Origin of the sequence: Streptomyces sp. NPDC048001 (assembly GCF_043203115.1) — a bacterium.
In the GTDB taxonomy this organism is placed as follows: domain Bacteria; phylum Actinomycetota; class Actinomycetes; order Streptomycetales; family Streptomycetaceae; genus Streptomyces; species Streptomyces sanyensis.
This window is the reverse complement of the sequence record NZ_JBIDBN010000002.1, coordinates 210,928-233,450: the sequence shown is the minus strand read 5'-3', so window position 1 is coordinate 233,450 and position 22,523 is coordinate 210,928. Positions and strand designations below refer to the sequence as shown.

Sequence of the window (22,523 nt, the reverse complement as noted above, 5' to 3'; positions counted from 1 at the left end):
CGTGCGGGCGGCAACCGCTACCGCATCAGAGGAACTCGGCCTTCCCCGGCCCCTCCTCCACGAAGCTGCGCATCCCCCGCTCGCGGTCCTCGGTCGCGAACAGCCCCGCGAACCAGGTCCGCTCGACGGCGAGACCGGTCTCGATGTCCGTCTCCAGCCCGGCGTCGACCGCCTCCTTGGCCGCGCGCAGCGCCAGCGCGGGGCCCTTGGCGAGCTGCCCGGCCCAGGCACGGGCCTGCTCGTAGACCTCCGCGGCGGGGACCACCCGGTCGACCAGCCCCAGGGAGAGCGCCTCCTGCGCCTTCACCATGCGGCCGGTGAAGATGAGGTCCTTGGCCCGGGAGGCCCCGAGGAGGCGGGACAGCCGCTGGGTGCCTCCGGCGCCGGGGATCAGGCCGAGGAGGATCTCCGGCTGCCCCAGCTTCGCGTTGTCCGCCGCGATGCGGTAGTCGGCGCAGAGCGCGAGCTCGCACCCGCCGCCGAGGGCGTAGCCGGTGACCGCCGCGACGACGGGCTTGGGGATGCGCGCGACGGCGGTGAAGGACTCCTGGAGGGCGCGGGAGCGCAGCACCATGGCGGTGTGGTCCATCGCCTGCATCTCCTTGATGTCCGCCCCGGCCGCGAACACCTTCTCCCCGCCGTAGAGGATGACGGCCCGCACGTCCTCGCGGCGGGTCGCCTCCTCGGCGAGCTCGCGCAGCCGGTCCTGCACGGCCACGTCGAGGGCGTTCATCGGGGGGCGGTCCAGGCGGATGGTGCCGACGCCTTCGGAGACTTCGAGGGAAACAGTCATGGCCCGAGGTTAGCCCTCGTTAACGCGGCGGGGCCCGGTGCCGTTGCTCACAGCACCGGGCCCCGCCCCGCCGTCCCCCGCCCGGGGTCAGGCGATCCACTCCGCCCAGGGCATGTTCCAGCCGTTCAGCCCGTTGTCGGGCGCGATCTGCTTGTCCTTCGAGTTCTTCACGACGACGACGTCCCCGATGATCGAGTTGTCGAAGAACCACGCCGACGGCATGTCCTTGTCGTAGCCGCCGCGCACGTCCTGGAGGCCGACGCAGCCGTGGGAGACGTTGGCCGAGCCGAAGGTGCCCGCCGAGGCCCAGTAGTTGCCGTGGACGAAGGTGCCGGAGGTGGACAGGCGCATCGCGTGCGGCACGTCCTTGATGTCGTACTCGCCGCCGAAGCCCACGGTGGCACCGTTCATCCGGGTCACCTCGTACTTCTCGCTGATCACCATCTGCCCGTTGTAGGTGGTGGTCGACGGGGCGCCGGCGGTGATCGGGAGGGTCTTGAACTCCTTGCCGTCCCGGACGACCGTCATGGTGTGGGCGCTCGCGTCGACGGTGGACACCTGGGAGCGGCCGATGGTGAAGCTGAAGGACTTGGCCTGCTTGCCGTAGACCCCGGGGCGCCCCTCGACGCCGTCGAGGTTGAGCCGCACGGTGACCTTGGTGCCCGCCGCCCAGTACTTCTCGGGGCGGAAGTCGAGGCGGTCGTTGCCGAACCAGTGGCCCTCGATCGGCACCTCCGGATCGGCGGTGACGGTGATGGCCTTCTCCACCGCCTCCGGTTCGGTGATCCCGCGGGTGAAGTTGAGGGAGACGGGCATGCCGACGCCGACGGTCGAGCCGTCCTCCGGCGTGTAGTGGCCGATGAAGGTGTTCTGCGGGACCAGGGTCGTGAACACGGTGTCCTTGGCCGACTCCCGGCCCTGGCCGTCCTTCGCGACCGCGTGCACCTTGTACCTGGTCGAGGCGGCCAGGTGGTGCAGCGGCGTCCAGGACGCGCCGTCCTCGGCGATCCTGCCGTCGACCGTGGTGCCCTTGTCGTCCTGCACGGTGACCGCGGTCAGCTTGCCCTTCCGGGCCGTCACCTTCAGCGCCCCCGTCGTCGCCACCGCCTCGGCGCCGTCCTTGGGGGCGATCGTCACCACGGCCTCGGAGGGCCCGTCCGCCACGGCCGTCGCGCCGGGCCCGCCGTCCCCCGCGTCCGCCGTGCCGCTCTTGCCGCCCCCGCATCCGGTGAGCACCAGCACCGCGCCGAGCGCCAGTGCCGTCAGACGGGCGGCCGCCCGCCCGCGTCCTTCCCGCCCGGCTCTGGCCGATGCCCCCGATACCGGCTGCCCGTTCACTCGCGTCTCCCCTCGCAGCGGACCGGCGTCACCCGGCCCGCGCCCCCGCGCCCCTCGCGTGCGCACGGAACTCAGAAAATCACACGGAAGGTCATGAGACGTCCTCCCGGATGTCACCGTTCGGTCCCAACCTGTCCTCCCGGTCAGGCAGGGAAACGCCTGGCGGGGCCGGGTGCGGGCCGGGTGCGGGCCGGGTGCGGGGGCGGCGGCGCGAGGGGCGGCGGGTGCGCGGGGCGCGGAGGGAGGCAGGCGGGCTCCGGGGTCCGCCGGGCAGGCCCCGGAGCCGGGGCGGTCAGCCGAGGGCGGAGCCCTCCTTCCACTCCCGCCAGCCGAGGTTCCACCCGCTGAGGCCGTTGTCCGGGGAGACCGTGCGGTCGTCGGAGTGCACGACCTCGACGACGTCCCCGATCAGCGTCCGGTCGAAGAACCAGCCCGCCGGCGACTCGCTGCTGCCGCCCTTGTCGTCGCGCAGCCCCACACAGCCGTGGGAGACGTTCTCGGCGCCGAAGGCCTCCGTCTCGGCCCAGTAGTTGCCGTGCAGGAAGGTCCCCGAGGTGGTCAGCCGGACGGCGTGCGGCACGTCCTTGATGTCGTACTCGCTGCGGCCGTCCTCGGTGGTGAAGCCGACGGTCGCGCCGTTCATCCGGGTCACCTCGTGCATCTCGGAGACGACCATCCTGCCGTTGTAGGTGGGCGTCTCGTCCGCGCCCGCCGTGATCGGGAGCGTCGCCAGGGCCTCGCCGTCGCGGACCACGCGCATGGTGTGCTCCCGGGCGTCGACCGTGGACACCTGGGAGCGCCCCACGGTGAAGGTGAGGGTCCGGTCCTGGACCCCGCGCACGCCCGGCGCCGCGGCCACGCCCTGCAGGCGCATCTCGACGGTGACCCGGGTCCCGGGCTTCCAGTAGCGCTCGGGCCGGAAGTCCAGCCGGTCCCGGCCGAACCAGTGCCCGGCGACCTCCACATGCGGCCGGGAGGTGACCCGGATGGCCCGCTCGACCGCCGCCCGGTCGGCGATCTCGCGGTTGAAGGTGAAGGACACGATCATGCCCGTGCCCACCGTGGCCCGGTTCTCCGGCACGAAGTAGCCGATGAAGCGGTTCCCGGGGACCGCGGTGGTGAAGGTGGTGTGCCGGGCGGTGCGCCGCCCCTGCGCGTCCCGGGCCACCACGTCGACGCTGTACTTGGCCTCCGCGCTGAGCCGCGCGCCCTCGGACGGGGACCAGCTCAGGCCGTCCCCGGAGATCCGGCCCGGCACGGTGGCGCGGCCCTCGGACTCGATCCGGGTGACCCTCACCTGCTCCAGCCGTCCGGCGTCCAGTTCCACCCGCAGCGGCCCGTCGGGGGACACCCCCGTCGCGCCGTCCCGGGGCATGACCTGGATCGCCTCGTCCGGCCGGCCCTTGTCGCCGCCCTCCGCGGGTCCCCCCGTGCACGCGGCGAGTCCCGCGACCAGTCCCGCTCCTGCCACTGCCAGCCCCGCGCGCCGTGCCGCCCGCTTCAGTAGGTCTCTCACGCCCCCGCCAACGACGCTCCCCCGTCCCGGGCAACGTCCCCCGCGTCCGATGGGGGGATGCCGGGCCCCGGGGCGGCGGGGGCGATGTTGGGAGGCGGGCCGCGCGGGAAGACATGGACTCGGGAGCGACGAGCGGCGCGCGGCCGGGACGCCGTGCACCGGCGTCCGGGCGCGGACCGGCGTCCGGGCCGCGTCGCCTCTCGGGTCAGGGCCCGACGAGCCGCGGGAGGCGGACAGGTGTCGAGCGCAGCCGAGCAGCAGACGGCGGTCCAGGACGAGCGGGGCCCCGGACCGGCGGGCCCCTCGCCGGGGCCGGCCACCGGTCATCGCCCGCCGGTGCGCAGCGGGCCGCCCGCGTGGCCGGGCACCCCGACCCCCCTCGGCGCCCGCTGCCGGGTGGGGCCCGACGGCGTGGCGGGGACCAACTTCGCGCTGTGGGCGGGCGGGGCCGAGGGGGTGGAGCTGTGCCTGTTCGACGGGCCCGGCCCGTCGGCGGCCGAGACCCGCGTCCCGCTCACCGAGCTGACGCACGAGATCTGGCACGGCTTCGTCCCGGGCGTGGGCCCGGGCCGGCACTACGGCTACCGGGTCCACGGTCGCTGGGACCCGTGGACCGGGGCCCGCTGGAACCCGGCCAAGCTCCTGCTGGACCCCTACGCCCGGGCCGTCGACGGCGACTTCACCCTCCCGGCGGAGGTGTACGGGCATGTGCGCGACTGGCCCGACCAGCACGTCGCCGACACCGTGCGCGACGACCGGGACTCGGCCCCCCATGTGCCCAAGGGCGTGGTGGTGGCCGACGACACGGGGGGCGGAGACGAGTGGCAGGACGACCGGCGGCCCAAGACGCCCTGGTCGGACACGGTCATCTACGAGATGCACGTGCGGGGCTTCACCCGGCGCCACCCGGGCGTCCCGGAGGAGCTGCGCGGCACCTACGCGGGACTGGCCCACCCCGCCGCGATCGAGCACCTGACCTCGCTCGGCGTGACCGCCGTGGAGCTGCTGCCCGTCCACCAGTTCGCCCACGAGGACCACCTGCTGCGCCGCGGGCTGGTGAACTACTGGGGCTACAACTCCATCGGCTACTTCGCCCCGCACGCCGCGTACGCCGCCTCGGGCACGGCGGGGCAGCAGGTGGGCGAGTTCAAGCGGATGGTCCGCGCCCTCCACGCGGCCGGCATCGAGGTGATCCTCGACGTGGTCTACAACCACACGGCCGAGGCGGGCGAGCTGGGGCCGATGCTCTCGCTGCGCGGGATCGACAACCGCGGCTACTACCGCCTGCCGCACGACGCCCGGCGCTACGCGGACTACACCGGCTGCGGGAACACCCTGCACGTGGTGCGGCCGCAGGTGCTGCGGCTGATCACGGACTCGCTGCGCTACTGGGTCACCGAGATGGGCGTCGACGGCTTCCGCTTCGACCTGGCGGCGGCGCTGGCCCGGTCCATGCACGACGTCGACATGCTCTCGCCGTTCCTCGCGGTGATCGCCCAGGACCCAGTGCTGCGCCGGGTGAAGCTGATCGCCGAACCGTGGGACGTGGGCGACGGCGGGTACCAGGTGGGTGCCTTCCCCCCGCTGTGGACGGAGTGGAACGACCGCTACCGGGACGCCGTACGGGACTTCTGGCGCGGGGCGCTCCCCGACGTGCGCGACCTGGGCTACCGGATCTCGGGATCGAGCGACCTCTACGCCTGGGGCGGGCGGCGGCCCTACGCCTCGGTCAACTTCGTCACCGCGCACGACGGGTTCACCCTGCGCGACCTCGTCTCGTACCACCACAAGCACAACGAGGCCAACGGCGAGGGCAACCGGGACGGCACCCATGACAACCGCTCCTGGAACTGCGGGGCGGAGGGGGAGAGCGAGGACCCGGCGGTCGACGCCCTGCGCCGACGGCAGCTGCGGAACCTGCTGACGACCCTGCTGCTGTCGACCGGTGTGCCCATGCTGGTCGCCGGGGACGAGATGGGCCGCACCCAGCGGGGCAACAACAACGCCTACTGCCAGGACAACGGGATCAGCTGGCTGGACTGGTCGCTGCCCGAGCAGCCCGGCAGCAGGGAGCTGCTGGCCCTGACCCGCCGGCTCATCGCCCTGCGGCACGCGCATCCGGTACTGCGCCGCCGCGCCTTCTTCTCGGGCCGTCCGCAGGCCCCGGACGGGCTGCGCGACCTGGCCTGGTTCACGCCCGACGGCACCGAGATGACCGAGGCGGACTGGTACGCGCCGTCGGCGACCCTGGCGCTGTTCCTCTCCGGCCGCGACATCCCCGGGCGGGACGCGCGGGGGCGGCAGGTCACCGACGACAGCTTCCTGACGATCCTGCACGCGGGCGACGCCCCGGTGGTCTTCCGGCTTCCCGGGCCGCCCTGGGCGGCGGCGTACGAGTCGGTGGTGGACACCTCGCGGGAGGACCAGTCCGGGCCGCCGGGCACCACGTACCCGGCAGGCGCGCGGGTGACGGTTCCGGCGCGGTCGGTGCTGCTGCTGCGGGTGACCGCCGGGGGCGCGGCCGGGGAGCCGCCCGGCACCGCGGCCGCCCGGGGCACGCCCGACACGCCCGACACACAGAACACACCCGGCGCGCCCGACGCCCACGACGCGCCCGACCCGCAGAACCCACCCGGCGCGCCCGACACGCCCGGCGCCCACGACACGCCCGACGGCTGAGGGCGACCGGGGCCGCGGCGCGCCCGTGTGCCGAGGCCGCCGTCGCCCCTCGCCCGGCGGCGGAATCCGGCGGCGAATCCGGCGGCGAAATTCGGATGAGCCTGTCAGTGGCGAACCGTACTCTCGGTCCTGATGCCCACTACTGCCCCAGCCTCCCAGGACCGGTCCGCCGTGCGCTCACTGCTGCGGCTGTGGCCCTACGTACGGCCGGTGCGCGTCCGGCTGTTCGGTGCCGCCTTCGTGGCGGTCGTCGCCTCCTGCCTCAGCCTCGTCATCCCCCTGGTGCTCAAGTGGATGGTCGACGGGCCCGTGGCGGACCGCGACCCGGGCGGGGTGTGGCTCGGCGCGCTCGCCCTGCTGCTGCTCGGCATCGCCGAGGCGGTGCTGTTCGGCTTCCGGCGGTGGCTGGTGGCGCGGCCCCTGGCCGGCGTGGAGGCGGACATGCGGGCGGACCTGTTCCGCCATCTGCAGCGGCTGCCCGTCGCCTTCCACGACCGGTGGGCCTCGGGCCAGCTGCTCTCGCGCGGCACCACCGACCTGATGCTGCTGCGGATGTTCCTGGCGTTCCCGCTGACCTTCCTGCTCGTCAACGGCACCACCATCCTGGTCGGCTTCGTCATCCTCCTCGCCCAGGACTGGACCCTCGGGCTGGTGCTGCTGGCCCCGGTGGTGCCGCTGGTGATCGCCTGCTCGATGTTCGAGACCCGCTACTCGGTCGTCGCCCGAAGGTCCCAGGACCAGGTCGGCGACCTGGCCACGGTCGTCGAGGAGAGCGTGCTGGGCATCCGGGTCGTCAAGGGCTTCGGGCGGCACCGCAGCCAGGCCGAGGCCTTCCGCGGGCTCTCGGTGCGGCTGCGCGGCACGGAGCTGGGCAAGGCGCGGCTGCTGGGCGGGATCTGGGGGCTCATCACCTTCGTGCCCGAACTCGCGATCGGCGCGGCCCTGGTGCTCGGCGCGGTGCAGGTGGCCGACGGCGACCTCTCCGCGGGCACGCTGGTGGCCTTCCTGTCCACCGCCCTGGCGCTGCGCTGGCCGGTGGACTCGATCGGCTTCCTGCTGGCCATGAGCCAGGAGGCGGCGACGGCGGCGGACCGCTACTTCGAGGTGCTGGACGAGGCCCCCGAGGAGGACGCGCCCGGGGCCGGCGGGGAGCGGCCGCCCGGCCCCCGGGACGGGCTGCGCTTCTCGGGCGTGGTCTTCCGCTACCCCGACGCGCCCGAGGGGTCCGCCCCGGTGCTCGACGGCGTGGACCTCCATGTGCGCCCGGGCGAGACGATGGCGCTCGTCGGCGGCACCGGCAGCGGCAAGACCACGCTCACCGCGCTGGTGCCGCGGCTGTACGAGGCCACCGCCGGGCGCATCACGCTCGACGGCCGGGACATCGCCTCGCTGCCTCGGGAGCGGCTCCGGGCGGAGGTGGCCATGGCCTTCGAGGAACCCACGCTCTTCTCCGCCAGCGTCGGCGAGAACGTGCTGATGGGAGCCGCCGAGGCGCCGGGAGGCCCGGGGGCGCACCGCGGCGCGGACACGCAGGAGACGGGCCCGGGGCAGGGGGCGCCGGACGCGCAGGCCGACCCGGCGCGGCAGGACGCCCTGCGCCGGGCGCTGGACATCGCCCAGGCCGGGTTCGTGGACACGCTGCCGCAGGGGGCCGGCACCCAGGTGGGCGAGCAGGGCCTGAGCCTGTCCGGGGGCCAGCGCCAGCGGCTCGCGCTGGCCCGGGCGGTGGTGGGCAGGCCGCGCTTCCTGGTGCTGGACGACCCGCTGTCGGCGCTCGACGTGCACACCGAGGCGCTGGTGGAGTCGGCGCTGCGGCGGGTCCTGGCGGACACCACGGCGCTGGTCGTGGCGCACCGCCCGTCGACGGTGATGCTGGCCGACCGGGTGGCACTGCTGTCCGGCGGCCGGATCGCCGCGGTGGGCACCCACCAGGAACTGCTGCGCACCCACGCCGAGTACGCCTGGCTGATGTCCGGCGCGGACGGCGACCGGGGAACACAGCTCACGGGCGCCCCGGCGGCGGCCGAGGACGCGGAGAGGACGGCGCGGTGACCACGCAGCCCCCCACGAAGCAGGCCGGTGACGGGCGGACGGCCGAGCCGTCCCGACCGGACCCGGAGCCCGCCGCGGCCGGGACGGCCCCGGCGCCGTCCGCCGAGGGCCCCGCGGGCGGCCCCGGCGGCCGGGTGCCGCCCGCACCGGCCGGCCCCGTGGACGGCGACCCCTTCGACCGGGACGCCCTTCCCGCCCCGGCCGGGGCGACGGGCGCCCTGCTGCGGTCGCTGCTGGCACCGCACCGGGCCCGGGTGGCGCTCACCGCCCTGCTCCTGCTGCTCCAGCAGGCCGCCGTGCAGGCAGGTCCGCTCCTGGTGGCCTACGCCATCGACCGCGGGGTCCCCGCCTACCGCGCCGGGGACCTGGGGCCGCTGGTCGCCGTGGGCGCCGGGTACGCCGTGTGCGCGCTGGCGGGAGGGGTCCTGCAGTACGCGTTCATCCGCTCCTCCGCACGGGTCAACCAGGACGCCCTGCTCGACCTGCGCGGCCGGATCTTCCGCCATGCGCAGGCGCTGAGCGTGGACTTCCACGAGCGCTACACCTCGGGGCGGCTGATCTCGCGCTCCACCACGGACGTGGAGTCGCTGCAGGAGCTGCTGAGCGAGGGCCTGCAGGAGCTGATGGCCGTCGTGCTGTCGTTCGTCTACATCTCGGCCGTGCTGCTCTGGCTGGACCTCGGGCTCGGATCGGTCGCGGTGGCCTCGTTCGTGCCGCTCTACCTGCTGGTGCGGCTGTACCGGCGCCGCGCGGGGCACGTCTTCGCCGCCCGGTCCACGGCGATCGCGGCGGTGATCGTGAAGTTCGCCGAGACGATGAACGGCATCCGTCCGGTGCAGGCCTTCCGCCGGGAGCGCGCCAACGACGAGGCCTTCCGGGTGCTGAACCGGCGCCATGAGCGCAGCAACGGGGACACCCTGCTGGAGATGGCCCGCTATGTGGTCGGCTCCCGCCTGGTCGCCAACACGGCGGTGGCGGCCATCGTGCTGTGGGGTGCCTGGCGGGTCGCCTCGGGGACGCTCGCGCTCGGTGTGCTGGCGGCCGCGGTGCTGTACCTGCGGAGGCTGTACGACCCGATCGACCGGCTGGGGATGTTCCTGAACTCCTACGAGTCGGCCGCCGCCTCCCTGGGGAAGATCGCGGGGCTGCTGGCCCAGCAGCCGTCCGTCCCCGACCCGGTGCGGCCGCGCCCGCTGCCCGCGCGGGGCCCCGGCGGGCCGGGGCGCGAGGTGGTCTTCGAGCAGGTGGGCTTCGGCTACCGCACGGGCGGCGAGGTGCTTCCCCGCTTCGACCTGAGGATCCCGGCCGGGCAGACGGTGGCGGTGGTCGGCTCGACGGGCGCGGGCAAGTCGACGCTGGCCAAGCTGCTGGCCCGCTTCTACGACCCGAGCGCGGGCCGGGTGCTGCTGGACGGCACGGACCTGCGGGACCTGGCCGTACCGGAGCTGCGCCGCGGCGTGGTGATGGTGACCCAGGAGGCCTTCCTGTTCTCGGGGACGGTGGCGGACAACATCGCCCTCGGGCGCCCCGACGCGGGGCGCGCGGAGATCGAGCAGGCCGCGAAGGCCATCGGCGCGCACGACTTCATCGCCGCCCTGCCCGAGGGGTACGACACCGACGTGCGCAAGCGGGGCGGGCGGATCTCGGCGGGGCAGCGCCAGCTGGTCGCCTTCGCCCGGGCGCTGCTCGCGGACCCGGCCGTGCTGATCCTCGACGAGGCCACCAGCTCGCTCGACATCCCTGGCGAACGGGCCGTGCAGCAGGCGATGGACACGGTGCTGCGGGGCCGCACCGCGATGGTGATCGCCCACCGGCTCTCCACGGTGGAGGTCGCGGACCGGGTGCTGGTCATGGAGGCCGGACGCATCGTGGAGGACGGTCCTCCAGCGGAGCTGATCGCGGGCCGGGGGCGCTTCGCGGGCCTGCACAGCGCGTGGCGGGAGAGCCTCTCGGGCTGAGGGCGGGCCCCGGGGCCCTCGGCTTCGCCGGCGGGCGGGAGCGGTGCACCGGGACCGCCCCGGCGGGTCCGCCCGCGGTGCTCCCGGCCCGCCGGGGCCGCCCGGACGGGCCCGTCCCCGGACCTTCTGACGTCCGCTCAGCGGTGCGCCACGGCCGCTCGGATCCGGCCAGGGACGGCTCGGGCGCCGCAGGGGTCCAGGGGGTCTCCCCCGTCTCCCGCGTCACCACCGCACACCGCGTCCACCGCCCCTGAAACACTCCGGCGAACGCCCGACCACGGGTGTCCGCACGGCGACGAAACGTCCGCTTAACGAACCTGGACCATCAGCCAGCGGACGAGTTCCGGCCAAGTTGTTGTCGCGCTCCTGACAGGAGCACTTCACGGCTGCCAGTCTTCCCCCATTCCACGCACGACAGCTCCGCACGCCCCACTGCACGCCCGGCCGGCCCACCCAGCCGCCCGGTACCCCCCTCGCAGAAGGAGTTCGCGTGAGATCCACGCATCGCCGTCGCGCCACCGCGACCGGAGCCCTGATCGCCTCGGCCGCCCTGCTCGCGGTCGGGTTCCAGACCGGCACCTCGGCCGCCGCGCAGCCCGCGGCACCCGCCCCCCAGTCCTCCCAGGCGGACCCGGGCTCCCTGCCGAAGAACCTCACCCCCGCCCAGCGCGCCGAGCTGATCCGCGAGGCGACGGCGACCCGGGCCGCCACCGCCGAGGAACTCGGCCTCGGCGCCAAGGAGAAGCTGGTCGTCCGGGACGTCGTCCAGGACCGGGACGGCACCACCCACACCCGCTACGAGCGCACCTACGACGGCCTCCCGGTCCTCGGCGGCGACCTGGTCGTCTCCGCCTCCGGCGCGGGCGCGACCGAGTCGGTGGCGCTGGCGTCGGCCGAGCGGCTGGCGAACGTGGACACCCGGGCGGACGTCCCGGCCGCGACCGCCGAGACGCAGGCGCTCGGCGCCGCCAAGGCCGAGGGCTCCAAGGCGACCAAGGCCGAGCGCGCCCCGCGCAAGGTGGTCTGGATGGGGACCGGCTCCCCGACCCTGGCGTGGGAGACCGTGGTCGGCGGCCTCCAGCACGACGGGACCCCGAACGAGCTGCACGTGGTCACCGACGCCGCCACCGGCGAGAAGCTCTTCGAGTGGCAGGCCGTCCACAACGGCACCGGCAACACCCAGTACAGCGGCACCGTGACGCTGGGCACCGCCCCGTCCTACACCCTGACGGACACCGGGCGCGGCAACCACAAGACCTACAACCTCAACCGCGGCACCTCGGGCACCGGAACGCTGTTCTCCGGCCCGGACGACGTCTGGGGCGACGGCACCCCGTCGAACGCGGAGACCGCGGGCGCGGACGCGCACTACGGCGCGGGCGTCACCTGGGACTACTTCAAGAACGTGCTGGGCCGCTCGGGCATCCGGGGCGACGGCGTCGGCGCGTACTCGCGCGTCCACTACGGCAACAACTACGTCAACGCCTTCTGGCAGGACAGCTGCTTCTGCATGACGTACGGCGACGGCTCGGGCAACGCCAAGCCGCTCACCTCGATCGACGTGGCCGCCCACGAGATGACGCACGGCGTCACCTCCAACACCGCCGGACTGATCTACAGCGGCGAGTCCGGCGGCCTCAACGAGGCCACCAGCGACATCTTCGCCGCGGCCGTGGAGTTCTACGCCGACAACACCCAGGACAAGGGCGACTACCTCGTCGGCGAGAAGATCGACATCCGCGGCAACGGCACCCCGCTGCGCTACATGGACAAGCCGAGCAAGGACGGCTCGTCCAAGGACTACTGGTACTCGGGCATCGGCAACATCGACGTCCACTACTCCTCGGGCCCGGCGAACCACTGGTTCTACCTGCTCTCCGAGGGCAGCGGCGCCAAGACCATCAACGGCGTGAACTACGACTCGCCGACCTCCGACGGCCTGCCGGTCACCGGCATCGGCCGCGAGAAGGCCGCCCTGATCTGGTACAAGGCGCTGACCACGAAGTTCAACTCCCGCACCGACTACGCGGGCGCCCGCGCCGGCACCCTCGCCGTGGCCACCGACCTCTACGGCGCGAGCAGCGCCGAGGTCAAGTCCGTGACCGACGCCTGGGCGGGCATCAACGTCGGCAGCCGCCCCGGCGACCCGGGCGAGCCGGGCGACGTCTACGAGAACACCACCCCGGTCTCCATCCCGGACTACGGCCCGGCCGTGACCTCCACCATCGACGTGGCGGGCCGCACCGGCAACGCTCCGTCGGACCTCAAGGTGAGCGTGGACATCACCCACACCTACCGCGGTGACCTGGTCATCGACCTGATCGCCCCCGACGGCACCTCCTACCGCCTGAAGAACAGCAACGGGGACTCGGCCGACGACGTCCGGGAGACGTACACGGTCAACGCCTCCAGCGAGGCCGCCAACGGCGCCTGGAAGCTCCAGGTCCGCGACGTCTACCGCTGGGACACCGGCCGCATCAACAGCTGGAAGCTCACCTTCTGATCCACCGCACCGCTCCGACCCGAGCGAGGGCGCTGCCCGGACACCCCAGCGGTGTCCGGGCAGCGCCCGTCGCAGCGCCCGTCGCAGCGCCCGCCCGGGGGCCCCGCGCTCAGCGCAGCAGCACCCCCGCCTCCCCTCCCGCGACGTCCACGGCCTCCGCGGGGAGGGCCACCAGGCCGAGGTCCGCGCCCGCGGGGAGCAGCCGGTGGGCGGGCAGCACCCGCACCGTGTAGCCGAAGGGGCCCGTCCGGTCGAGCGCGAGCGGCCCTTCGTAGACCCAGCGGCCCTCCAGGTCGGGGCCGCCCGCGGGCTTCAACGGGAAACTCCTCGCGTCCCGGATGGCGTCGTCGGGGTCGACCCGGCCGGCCACCACCTGGACCTCCACGTCCTCCGGAGCGAGGTCGCCGAGGGCCGCCTGCACCCGCAGGGTGAGCGTGGAACCCAGCCCGGCCGTCCCCGCGGCCCCGTCGGGCGCCTCCTGGTCGACGGCCTCCACATGGCCCACCGCCACCTGGGGCCAGGCCGCCCGCACCCGGGCCTTCCAGCCCGCCAGCTCCTCGGCCGCCCCGGGCTCCATCGCCCGGTGCGCCTCGGCGGCCGGGACGTACAGCCGCTCCACGTACTCGCGGACCATGCGCCCGGCCAGCACCTTGGGGCCCAGGGTGGCCAGGGTCCGGCGGACCATCTCGATCCAGCGGTCCGGCAGGCCGCCCGCACCCCGGTCGTAGAAGCGGGGGGCCACCCGGTCCTCGATCAGCGCGTACAGGGCGGCCGCCTCCAGGTCGTCGCGCCGGTCCTCGTCGGTGCACTCGCCGTCCGCCGTGGGGATGGCCCAGCCGAAGTCCGGCTCGAACCACTCGTCCCACCAGCCGTCCAGGACCGAGAGGTTGAGCGAGCCGTTCAGCGCGGCCTTCATCCCGCTGGTGCCGCAGGCCTCCAGCGGCCGGAGCGGGTTGTTGAGCCACACGTCGCAGCCCGGGTAGAGCTTCTTGGCCATCGCCATCCCGTAGTCCGGGAGGAACACGATCCGGTGCCGCACCCGGGGGTCGTCGGCGAACCGGACCAGCTCCCGCACCAGGCGCTTGCCGCCGTCGTCGGCCGGATGCGCCTTGCCCGCCACCACGATCTGGACGGGCCGGGTGGGGTGCAGCAGCAGCTCGGTCAGCCGCTCCCGGTCGCGCAGCATCAGCGTGAGCCGCTTGTAGGAGGGCACGCGGCGGGCGAAGCCGATGGTGAGCACGTCCGGGTCCATCACCCCGTCGATCCAGCCCAGTTCGGCCGCTCCCGCGCCGCGCTGCCGCCAGGAGGCGCGCAGCCGCTCGCGCACCTCGGCGACCAGCTGCTCGCGCAGCGAGCGGCGCAGCTCCCAGATCTCGGCGTCGGGGATGTCGGCGACGGCGTCCCAGCGGGGCGAGCCGCCGACGGACAGGGCGTCCTCCGCGCGGCCCGCGCCGATCCGGCGGGCGCCCAGGCGGAACACCTCGGGCGCCACCCAGGTCGGGGCGTGGACGCCGTTGGTGACCGAGGTGATCGGCACGTCGGAGGCGTCGAAGCCCGGCCACAGCCCGGCGAACATCTCGCGGCTGACCGCCCCGTGGAGCGCCGAGACGCCGTTGGCGCGCTGCGCGAGCCGCAGCCCCATCACGGCCATGTTGAACACACCCGGATCGCCGCCGGGGTAGCTCTCCGCCCCCAGGCGCAGCACACGGTCGAGCGGTACGCCCGGCAGCTCGGCCCCGTCGCCGAAGTGGCGGGCGACGAGCTCCCGGTCGAAACGGTCGATCCCCGCGGGCACCGGGGTGTGGGTGGTGAAGACCGTACCGGCGCGCACCGCCTCCAGGGCCGCGTCGAAGCCGAGTCCGGGCGCCTCCCCGAGCTCGCGGATGCGCTCCAGGCCGAGGAAGCCGGCGTGGCCCTCGTTGGTGTGGAAGACCTCGGGGGCGGGGTGCCCGGTGAGCCGGCAGTAGGTCCGCACGGCGCGCACCCCGCCGATGCCGAGCAGCATCTCCTGCAGCAGGCGGTGCTCGCTGCCGCCGCCGTAGAGGCGGTCGGTGACGTCGCGGGCGCCGGGTCCGTTGCCCTCCACGTCGGAGTCGAGCATCAGCAGCGGCACCCGGCCGACGCGGGCGACCCACAGGTGCGCGTGGAGCAGCCGGCCCGCCGGGAGGGCGAGGGTGACCCGGGCGGGTGTCCCGTCCGGCTCGCGCAGCAGGCTCACGGGCAGCTCGTTGGGGTCGAGCACCGGGTAGTGCTCCTGCTGCCACCCGTCGCGGGACAGCGACTGGCGGAAGTAGCCGTGGCGGTAGAGCAGTCCGACGCCGATCAGCGGGGCGCCCAGGTCGCTGGCGGCCTTCAGGTGGTCCCCGGCGAGGATGCCGAGGCCGCCCGAGTACTGCGGCAGCGCCGCGGTCACGCCGAACTCGGGCGAGAAGTAGGCCACGGCGGCCGGGAAGCGGGCGGAGCCCGGGCCCTCGGCCGCGCCCTGGTACCAGCGGCGGCCGTGGAGGTAGTCGTCCAGGTCGTCGGCGGCCGCGGCGAGGCGCCTCAGGAAGCGCCGGTCGCGGGCCAGTTCGGCCATCCGGTCGGCGGACACGGTGCCGAGCAGCCGCACCGGGTCCCCGGCGGCGGCACGCCACCCCCCGGGGTCGACGCAGCGGAACAGCTCTTGGGTCTCGGTGTGCCAGGACCAGCGCAGATTGCGCGCCAGGTCGCTGAGCGGTCGCAGGGGTTCGGGCAGGACGGGGCGGACGGTGAACCGACGAATGGCCTTCACGGGTCCCACCTTCGCAGGGGAGGTACGCATCCGGGCGGACGTACGGCGCTGTCGTGTCGTACGCCCCCTCTCTCGTCGGCCACGACCGTAGCGGCACCCCGTGGGCGCTGCCACGGCGCGCGGCGGCCCCCGGGGGCTCGCCGGGGGCTCGCGGCGGGGTGGGCGGCCCGTCCGCGGGGGCGCGGGGTCAGCGGGCGCGCCCCCGCGCGGGGGCGCCGTAGGGGGAGCCGGCGTTGACGCTGGCGGGGTCGAAGGCCCCCGTCGCCGCGTAGCGGGCGGCGATGCCGGCCCGCTCGGCGGGCGGGACGACGGCGTCGATGTCCGGGAAGCCGCCCGGGGCGCGCTCGTGGGCGAGGCGGATGACGACCTCCGGGCCCAGCCGCCGGTTGGCGAGCTGGAGTTCGGTCATCGCCGGGCGCCGGTCGGCCTCGTAGGCGGCCAGCGCGGCGACCGGGTCCCGGTGGGTGACCAGCGCATGGGCGAGGGCGCGGCCGTCGACGACCGACTGGGTGGCGCCGTTGGACCCGACCGGGTACATGGCGTGGGCGGCGTCGCCGACGAGGGTGGTGCGGCCCCGGGACCAGTGGGGCAGGGGGTCGCGGTCGACCATCGGGTAGACGTAGGCGGCCTCGGCCGCGGCCAGGATCTCGCCCACGCGGACACCGTCGAACTCCCAGTCGGCGAAGTGCCGGGCTATCGCGTCGGGAGGGACGCGCCGGTTCCAGTCGCCGCGGTGGGCCGCGGTGCCGTCCGCGGCCGTACCCGGGCCCACGCAGGCCCAGTTGACCAGGACCGTGCCCTCGGCGTCCGGCAGGGTGAGCGGGTAGACGACCGCCTTGCGACGGTCGTCGCCCGCGATGAACATGAACGCCGCGCTCCGGTCGGCGGGCACCCGGGAGACACCGCGGTGGATGAGCTGCCCGTTCCAGGGCGGGTCGCCCTCGCCCGGGTGGAGGGCGGCGCGGACCGCCGAGCGGATGCCGTCCGCGCCGATCAGCAGATCGGGTGCGAGGGAGGCGCAGCCCTGCCGTCCGCCGTCGCGGTGGTCCAGGCTGACCCGGGGCAGGCCGTCGGCGGCGAGGGGGTCGGCGCCCGTCACGCGGACGGCGGTGAGCAGGGCGGACGGGCCGAGGCGCTCGCGGACGGCGGCGGCGAGCACCCGCTGCAGGGCGCCGCGGTGCACGGAGAGCTGGGGCCAGTGGTAGCCCGCCCGGACACCGCGCTGCTCCACGGAGATCAGCGAGCCGCTGCGGTGGTAGTAGCGCAGCTCCCGGGTGCGGACGGCGTGGGGTTCCAGGGCGTCGAGCACTCCGAGCTCGTCCAGTTCGCGGACGGCGTTGGGCATGATGTTCAGGCCCGCGCCGACCGGGCGGAGCTCCCGGGCGGCCTCGGTCACGGTGATCCGCTCGAACCCGGCCGCGTGCAGGGCGAGGGCCGTGGTGAGCCCGGCGACTCCGCCGCCGGCGATCAGGATGTGGGTCATGGCAGGTGTGTCTCCTCGACGTCTGCGGGTCTCTGCGTCGCCATGCGGTCAGGGGGTGGGCCCGCCGAGCGGGCGGCGCACCAGGGTCTCGTTGTCCCGGGTGAGGTCGAGCACGGTGCGCAGCAGGGCCACGGGGGCCCCTCCGCTGCCCTCCTCGTAGCGGCGCACCTCCTCGGCGTACGCCTTGCGCGCGAGCGTGAGGTGCCGGGCGCGGAAGGTCTTGAGCACCTTCAGCACCCGGGCCAGCGCCTCGGCGGAGGCGGCGAGCACGGCGGGGACGGCGGCGGGCCCCTCCCAGCTGAAGGCGGCGGACAGCTTGGACACGGCCGAGATCCCGCCGCGGTGGGCGTCGCGGTGGGCCCGCCACGAGGGGAGGCTGTAGCGGACGGAGGCGTCCAGGAAGGCGTCGTAGTCCGCGTCGCCCCGGTCGCACTGCCAGAGCGTCAGATCGACCAGCCAGAGCGGGACCTGGGCGGCGGCGGGTCCCAGGTACTCCTCGCCCCCGACGTCGATCTCCTCGAAGTAGGCGCGCAGCTCGCGGGCGAAGAAGACGGGCGAGACCCGGGCCACGGTGAGGTCGATGGAGTCGACCATGGCGCCCGCCAGGGCGCCGATGCGGTCCAGCACGGTGGCGAAGCCGCTGTCGTAGGGCTCCAGCCGGGCCAGTTCCGCGCAGGCGTCGAGGCAGGCGACCAGGCGGGGGAAGACCATGCGGACGGCGTCCTGGAGGCGGCCCTCCATCGGGTCGCCGGTGTACATCCGCTGGCGCCTCCCCGTGGGGTTCCACGCCGTGTAGTGGTGGACCGTGTCGCGGGGCACCATGTCGGTGCGCCGGGCGAGCCGCCGCAGGACGGGGAGCGCCTCGGGCACGGCGTCGAGCGGCTGCACGCCGTGGCGCTTGAGCGAGCCGAGCAGGACGCCGAGGTCGCGCATGGCCGCGAGCGCGTCGGTGACCCCGAAGGCGGCGGCCTCCTCGGTGCTCGGCAGCAGCGCGCGCAGGGCCACGCTGAGCGCGCGGACGTCCGCGACCGCGTTCATGGCGGGGAGCGCGGCGAGCAGCGGGTCGGCGCCGAGCGGGTCGGCCGCGCGTATCTCCGCTATGCGGTAGCGGGGTTCGGCGCGGTACCGCGGCGCGGCCAGCGTGTCGGGACCGGACGCGACAAGATCGTGCAGGGCCAACGAAGTCCCCCTCGGACGGAGCGGATCAATTCGCGGTGCGTCGGGCGCGGGGCGGCTTGCGGCCGCGCCCGGCCGGGTGTCACTCCACGGCGCGGTGGGCCCCGTCCCGGTGCGGCGCCCCCGTGGCGGGCGCGGGCGGCCGCGTCCGGACGGCCAGCAGGGCGGCGGCCGCGGCGAGCGCGGCGCCCGCGAGCAGGGCGCCGCGGACGCCGGCGGTCTCGGCCGCCGGGCCGCCGGTGCCGGGGGCGGCGGCGCCGGCCACCGCGACGAGCAGGGCCAGCCCCAGGACGGAGCCGAACTGCTGGCTGGTGTTGACCAGCCCGGAGGCCAGGCCGGTCTCCTCGGGCGGCACGGCGGCGGTGGCGGCCGCGTTGGTGGTGACCACGGCCAGCGGGAGAGCGGCGCCCAGGACCAGGCTGGGGGCGAGCACCGTGGTGGCGAAGGTGCCGTGGGCGTCCAGGGCCAGGGCGAGCCAGCCCGTCCCCGCGGCCAGCAGGGCGAAGCCCGCGGTCATGACGGGCCGCAGCCCGTGGCGCGCGATGAGGGCGCCCGTGCGGGGGGCGACCGCGACCACCACGAGGGACAGCGGCAGCAGGCCGAGGCCCCCGGCCAGCGGGGAGAGCCCCAGCACCCGCTGGAGGTAGAGGCTGACCAGGAAGAACATCGGGAACAGGGTGGTCTGGGCGAGACCGCTGAGGAGGTTGGCCGAGGCGAGGGCGGGCCGGCGCAGCACCGCCGGGGGCACCAGCGGATGGCGGGCGCGCCGCTCCAGGACCGCGAACACCGCGAGCAGCGCCGCTCCCCCGGCGGCCGCGCCGAGGGTGCGGGGCGAGGTCCAGCCCGCACTGCCGGCGCCGACCAGGGCGAAGGCGACCAGTCCCAGTCCGCCGGTGGCGGTGAGCGCCCCGCCGAGGTCGAAGCCGGTCACCGGGCGTCGCCTCCCCCGGTCGAGCACCCGCAGCGAGGCGGCGCCGAGGGCCGCCGCGGCGAGCACGTTGAGCCACAGCGTGGACCGCCAGCCGAGCAGGTCGGTGAGGACACCTCCGAGCACGGTGCCGGCCACTCCGCCGAGGCCGCCCATGGCGGCGAACGCGCCGAGCGCCCGGTGCCGGGCGGGCCCGTCGGGGAAGAGGGCGAGCACCGCGGCGAAGGCGGCGGCTCCGGCGAGCGCGGCGCCGGTGCCCTGCGCGGCGCGTGCGGCGACGAGTTCGGCCGGGGTGCGGGCGAGGCCGCCGGCGGCGGAGGCGACCGCCAGCACGCCGAGGCCCGCCAGGTGGAGGGCCCGGTGGCCGAGCAGGTCGGCGGCCCGGCCGCCGAGCAGCAGCAGTCCCCCGAAGGCGATGAGGTAGGCGTTGGCCACCCAGGAGAGTCCGGCGGGGCCGGATCCGAGGTCGCGGCCGACGGAGGGCAGCGCGACGTTGACGATGGCGGTGTCCATGATGAGCAGCAGCTGGGTGGCGGCCAGCACCGCCAGCGCCCCGCGCGCGCGGTGCGCCGGCCCCGCCCCGGCGGCCGCGCCGGGCGGCGGGGCGGCGGGGGCGCGGCGCCCCGGGCCGGAGGCGGCGGGCGGGGCGGCGGGGCCGGAGGCGGCGGGCGGGGCGGGCCGGGCCGCGTCGGGTACGGCGTCGGGGCTCACCGCGGTGCTGTCTCGTCCGACGGCAGCCCGTACCCCGCCAGGCACTCCCGCACCAGGGTCTCGCAGGCCTCGGTGTCGCCCTCCCACGCCTGCTGGGCCAGGTACACGTGCGGAGCCCCGTGCGAGAGGGTCTCGTACTGCTCCTGGCGCGCGGCGAACTCCGTGCCGAGGGCGTCCCAGGCGAGCTTGAGCAGCTTGACGCGCTCCTCGGCGCCGTGCCCGGGCGCTCCGAGGAACCGGCGCACCAGGGGCCCGAGTTCGGGGTGGAGCAGGTCCTCCCCCGAGGCGGGCAGCTGGACGATCCCGCCGCCCGCGAGCTGCCGCACCTCCCGCAGGGCCGCCGGGTACAGCTCGCCCGCCATGATGCGCTGGGCGTAGGAGATCTCCCGTCCCGGCATCACCCCGCCGCGCCCGGAGTCGACCTGCTCGAAGGAGACCTCCGCGGCGAGCACGAAGGCCTTCGCCTGGGCGACCCGGCCCATCATCCGGCCCACCGCCTGGGTGACGGGCGGCAGTTCGTAGGTGCCGCCGGCCTTGGCCAGCAGGATCGCCAGCCCGGTCAGGAACTCCAGCTTGGTCCAGAAGCGGGTGGCCGCCTGGTGCACGAGGTTCACATAGGCCGGCGTGTGCCACCACATCCGGAAGGCGGCGTCCACGTCCCGGTAGGTGAGGACGCGCTCCCAGGGGACGAGGACGTCGTCGCAGACGAGCAGCACGTCGTTCTCGTCGAAGCGGGAGGACAGGGGGTTGTCGTACAGGCTGCGTGCCCGGCCCTCGTAGGAGGTGCGGGCGAGGAGGGTGAGGCCGGGGGTGGCCACGGGGATGCTGAAGGACACGGCCTGCTCGGTGTCCTGCGGGGCCAGCGGTTCGATCGTGCCGACCACCACCTCGTCGGCGAAGGCGGCGGCCGTGCCGATCATCTTGGCGCCGCGGACGACCACCCCGCCGTCCTTCTCGGCCACGACGCGCACCGCGGGGTCGTCCCCGTCGCGGGGGCCGCCCGCCGCGGTGCGGCTGGTGCGGGGGTTGGTCAGGGTGAAGGCGGCGTACAGGTCCCCCTCGGCCATCCGCCGGTGGAGGGCCCGGGCGTGGTCCGCGCCGTCGAAGCCCCCGGTGGTGAACACGCCCGGGGCGGCGGTGAAGGCGGTCGCGGCGGCGGCCATGCAGTCCGGGGTCCGGCCCAGGAAGCCGTAGGCGGCCTCGGCCCAGATCTTGTGGGCGCGGCGGCGGGCGACGAGGTCCGTGTGGCCGCGGGGGACGCTGAAGGCGCGGTGGACGCCGCCGGCGGCGAGCTCCGCGGAGTGCTCGGAGTCGTGCGCGAGGTCGTAGAGCCGGCCGAGGGAGGCCGCGGTGTTGCGGAAGGCCGGATGGCGGGTGACGTCGCGGACGCGCTCGCCGTCGATCCACACCTCCCGTCCGTCCCGCAGTGAGGCGAGGTACTCCTGGCCGGACCTGGTCAACGTTGCTCCTCGAACCGAAAGAACCGCGGACGACGGGTTTCAGCCGAGCCTCCACGGCGCCGGCGGGGCCGGGCAATGAACGACCGTCCAGCGGTCCTTAAGAACCGGCCAGGGCCGCGGGCGCTCATGCGGCGGGCACCCGTCCGGCCCGGTACTCCCCCGGCGTCATCCCGAACCACTTGCGAAACGCCAGGTGGAAGCCGACGGCGCTCTGGTAGCCGACACGCCCCGGGACCGCCGACTGCGGCAGTACGGTCTCCTCCAGCAGCCGGGCAGCCTCCTGCATCCGCCGCCCCGTCAGATGGCGTGCCGGGGCCTCGCCGACCAGCTCGCGGAAGGCGGCGGTGAACGCGGAGCGGGACATGCCCACCTCGCGGGCCAGCGACTCGATGGTCCAGGGCTCGGCGAAGCGGGTGGCGATGACGACCATGGCCCGGCTGATGCCCGGGTGCCCGAGGACCGGCAGGGCGTCGGGGGTTCCGGCGAGTTCGCCGAGCAGCGGCCGGAGCGCCAGGACCAGGGCCATCTCGAAGGCGCGCAGGGTGATCAGCCGGTCCCCGGGGCCGACGGGCCGGTCGGTGGTCGCCAGCAGGCGCAGCGTGTCCCGGAGCAGCGGCTCCCTCTCGACCTGGGTGCCGTCCAGCACCAGCGCCCAGGGGAGCGCCTTGTACAGGCCCGTCGCGACGCTCGCGTCGTAGTGCAGCCCCGCGCACAGCAGCCGGCTGACGGGCCCCTCCCCCTCGATGCGTAACTCGCCGGAGGTGCCGGGCCGCCGCTCGGGCAGCACGGCCGCGAGCGAGACGCCCCGGCGGTCGGGCGAGTCGGCGAGCCGGTGGGCCGTACCGGTCGGGAAGACCGCCAGATCGCCCTCGCGCAGATGGATCGGCGTCCGGCCCTCGCCGGTGATCCAGCAGCCGCCCTCGGTGATGAAGTGCAGGACGGCGCAGCTCTGCTCGGCGTCTCCTTCGATGGCCCAGGGTGCTCGCACATGCCAGCGGCTGTCGAACACGCCGGTGAGGCGGAGGGGCTTCAGCAGTTCGCTGAGAAGGTCCTCGTCCGCGCCGTCGTCGTCGCCCCGTCCGGGCGACCGGGCCTCAGGTCGGTGCTTCGGTCGGTCCATTGGACGATCCTTCAACCCCCGCCCCGGATTGTT

General features: G+C 75.1%; 13 protein-coding genes. 4 read left to right on the top strand and 9 right to left on the bottom strand.

Translation table 11 applies throughout. The annotated features are described in order from the left end of the window. Window positions 1–25: 25 nt before the first annotated feature. The 3 genes from ACGF15_RS05320 to ACGF15_RS05310 all read right to left on the bottom strand — a co-directional run bounded on the left by ACGF15_RS05320 (window position 26) and on the right by ACGF15_RS05310 (window position 3,647). A complete protein-coding gene (locus ACGF15_RS05320; protein WP_345614215.1) occupies window positions 26–793 on the bottom strand; it encodes an enoyl-CoA hydratase-related protein in 768 nt (255 codons plus the stop codon). Window positions 794–880: 87 nt separating this feature from the next. Beyond that, window positions 881–2,131, bottom strand: coding sequence for an Ig-like domain-containing protein (locus tag ACGF15_RS05315; RefSeq protein WP_345614216.1), 1,251 nt, complete (start codon window positions 2,129–2,131; stop codon window positions 881–883). A gap of 292 nt (window positions 2,132–2,423) precedes the next feature. Then, entirely contained in the window at window positions 2,424–3,647 is a 1,224-nt protein-coding gene (locus ACGF15_RS05310) for an Ig-like domain-containing protein (RefSeq protein WP_345614217.1), read from the bottom strand. Window positions 3,648–3,983: 336 nt separating this feature from the next. On the opposite strand from ACGF15_RS05310, the gene glgX reads away from it, so the two are divergent. From glgX to ACGF15_RS05290, 4 genes are all read left to right on the top strand, one after another. Next, window positions 3,984–6,326 (top strand): glycogen debranching protein GlgX, encoded by a 2,343-nt coding sequence (gene glgX / locus ACGF15_RS05305; protein WP_392797056.1) that lies wholly within the window; start codon window positions 3,984–3,986, stop codon window positions 6,324–6,326. Window positions 6,327–6,458: 132 nt separating this feature from the next. After that, window positions 6,459–8,378 (top strand): ABC transporter ATP-binding protein, encoded by a 1,920-nt coding sequence (locus tag ACGF15_RS05300; protein WP_392796954.1) that lies wholly within the window; start codon window positions 6,459–6,461, stop codon window positions 8,376–8,378. Window positions 8,379–8,512: 134 nt separating this feature from the next. Beyond that, the gene (locus ACGF15_RS05295; protein ID WP_392797055.1) at window positions 8,513–10,336 is read left to right on the top strand and encodes an ABC transporter ATP-binding protein; all 1,824 of its coding nucleotides are present in this window, start codon (window positions 8,513–8,515) and stop codon (window positions 10,334–10,336) included. 490 nt (window positions 10,337–10,826) lie between these two features. Then, complete coding sequence (locus ACGF15_RS05290) at window positions 10,827–12,839, top strand: M4 family metallopeptidase (protein ID WP_392796953.1); 2,013 nt, start codon at window positions 10,827–10,829, stop codon at window positions 12,837–12,839. Between the two features lie 109 nt (window positions 12,840–12,948). On the opposite strand, the gene glgP is transcribed toward ACGF15_RS05290, so the two are convergent. The 6 genes from glgP to ACGF15_RS05260 all read right to left on the bottom strand — a co-directional run bounded on the left by glgP (window position 12,949) and on the right by ACGF15_RS05260 (window position 22,490). After that, window positions 12,949–15,612, bottom strand: a complete 2,664-nt coding sequence (gene glgP / locus ACGF15_RS05285; protein WP_392796952.1) for an alpha-glucan family phosphorylase — start codon at window positions 15,610–15,612, stop codon at window positions 12,949–12,951. Between the two features lie 187 nt (window positions 15,613–15,799). Continuing rightward, window positions 15,800–17,095: an FAD-dependent monooxygenase gene (locus ACGF15_RS05280; protein ID WP_392796951.1), complete on the bottom strand. Its 1,296-nt coding sequence runs from the start codon at window positions 17,093–17,095 to the stop codon at window positions 15,800–15,802. A gap of 48 nt (window positions 17,096–17,143) precedes the next feature. After that, on the bottom strand, window positions 17,144–18,274 hold the full coding sequence (locus ACGF15_RS05275; RefSeq protein WP_345614222.1) for a monodechloroaminopyrrolnitrin synthase PrnB family protein: 1,131 nt from the start codon (window positions 18,272–18,274) through the stop codon (window positions 17,144–17,146). Window positions 18,275–18,353: 79 nt separating this feature from the next. After that, window positions 18,354–19,910, bottom strand: coding sequence for an MFS transporter (locus ACGF15_RS05270; RefSeq protein WP_392796950.1), 1,557 nt, complete (start codon window positions 19,908–19,910; stop codon window positions 18,354–18,356). Then, entirely contained in the window at window positions 19,907–21,370 is a 1,464-nt protein-coding gene (locus ACGF15_RS05265) for a 4-hydroxyphenylacetate 3-hydroxylase family protein (protein WP_392796949.1), read from the bottom strand. Before ACGF15_RS05265 ends, ACGF15_RS05270 begins: the two co-directional genes overlap by 4 nt. Window positions 21,371–21,494: 124 nt before the next feature. After that, window positions 21,495–22,490: an AraC family transcriptional regulator gene (locus ACGF15_RS05260; RefSeq protein ID WP_362606758.1), complete on the bottom strand. Its 996-nt coding sequence runs from the start codon at window positions 22,488–22,490 to the stop codon at window positions 21,495–21,497. Window positions 22,491–22,523: the final 33 nt, after the last annotated feature.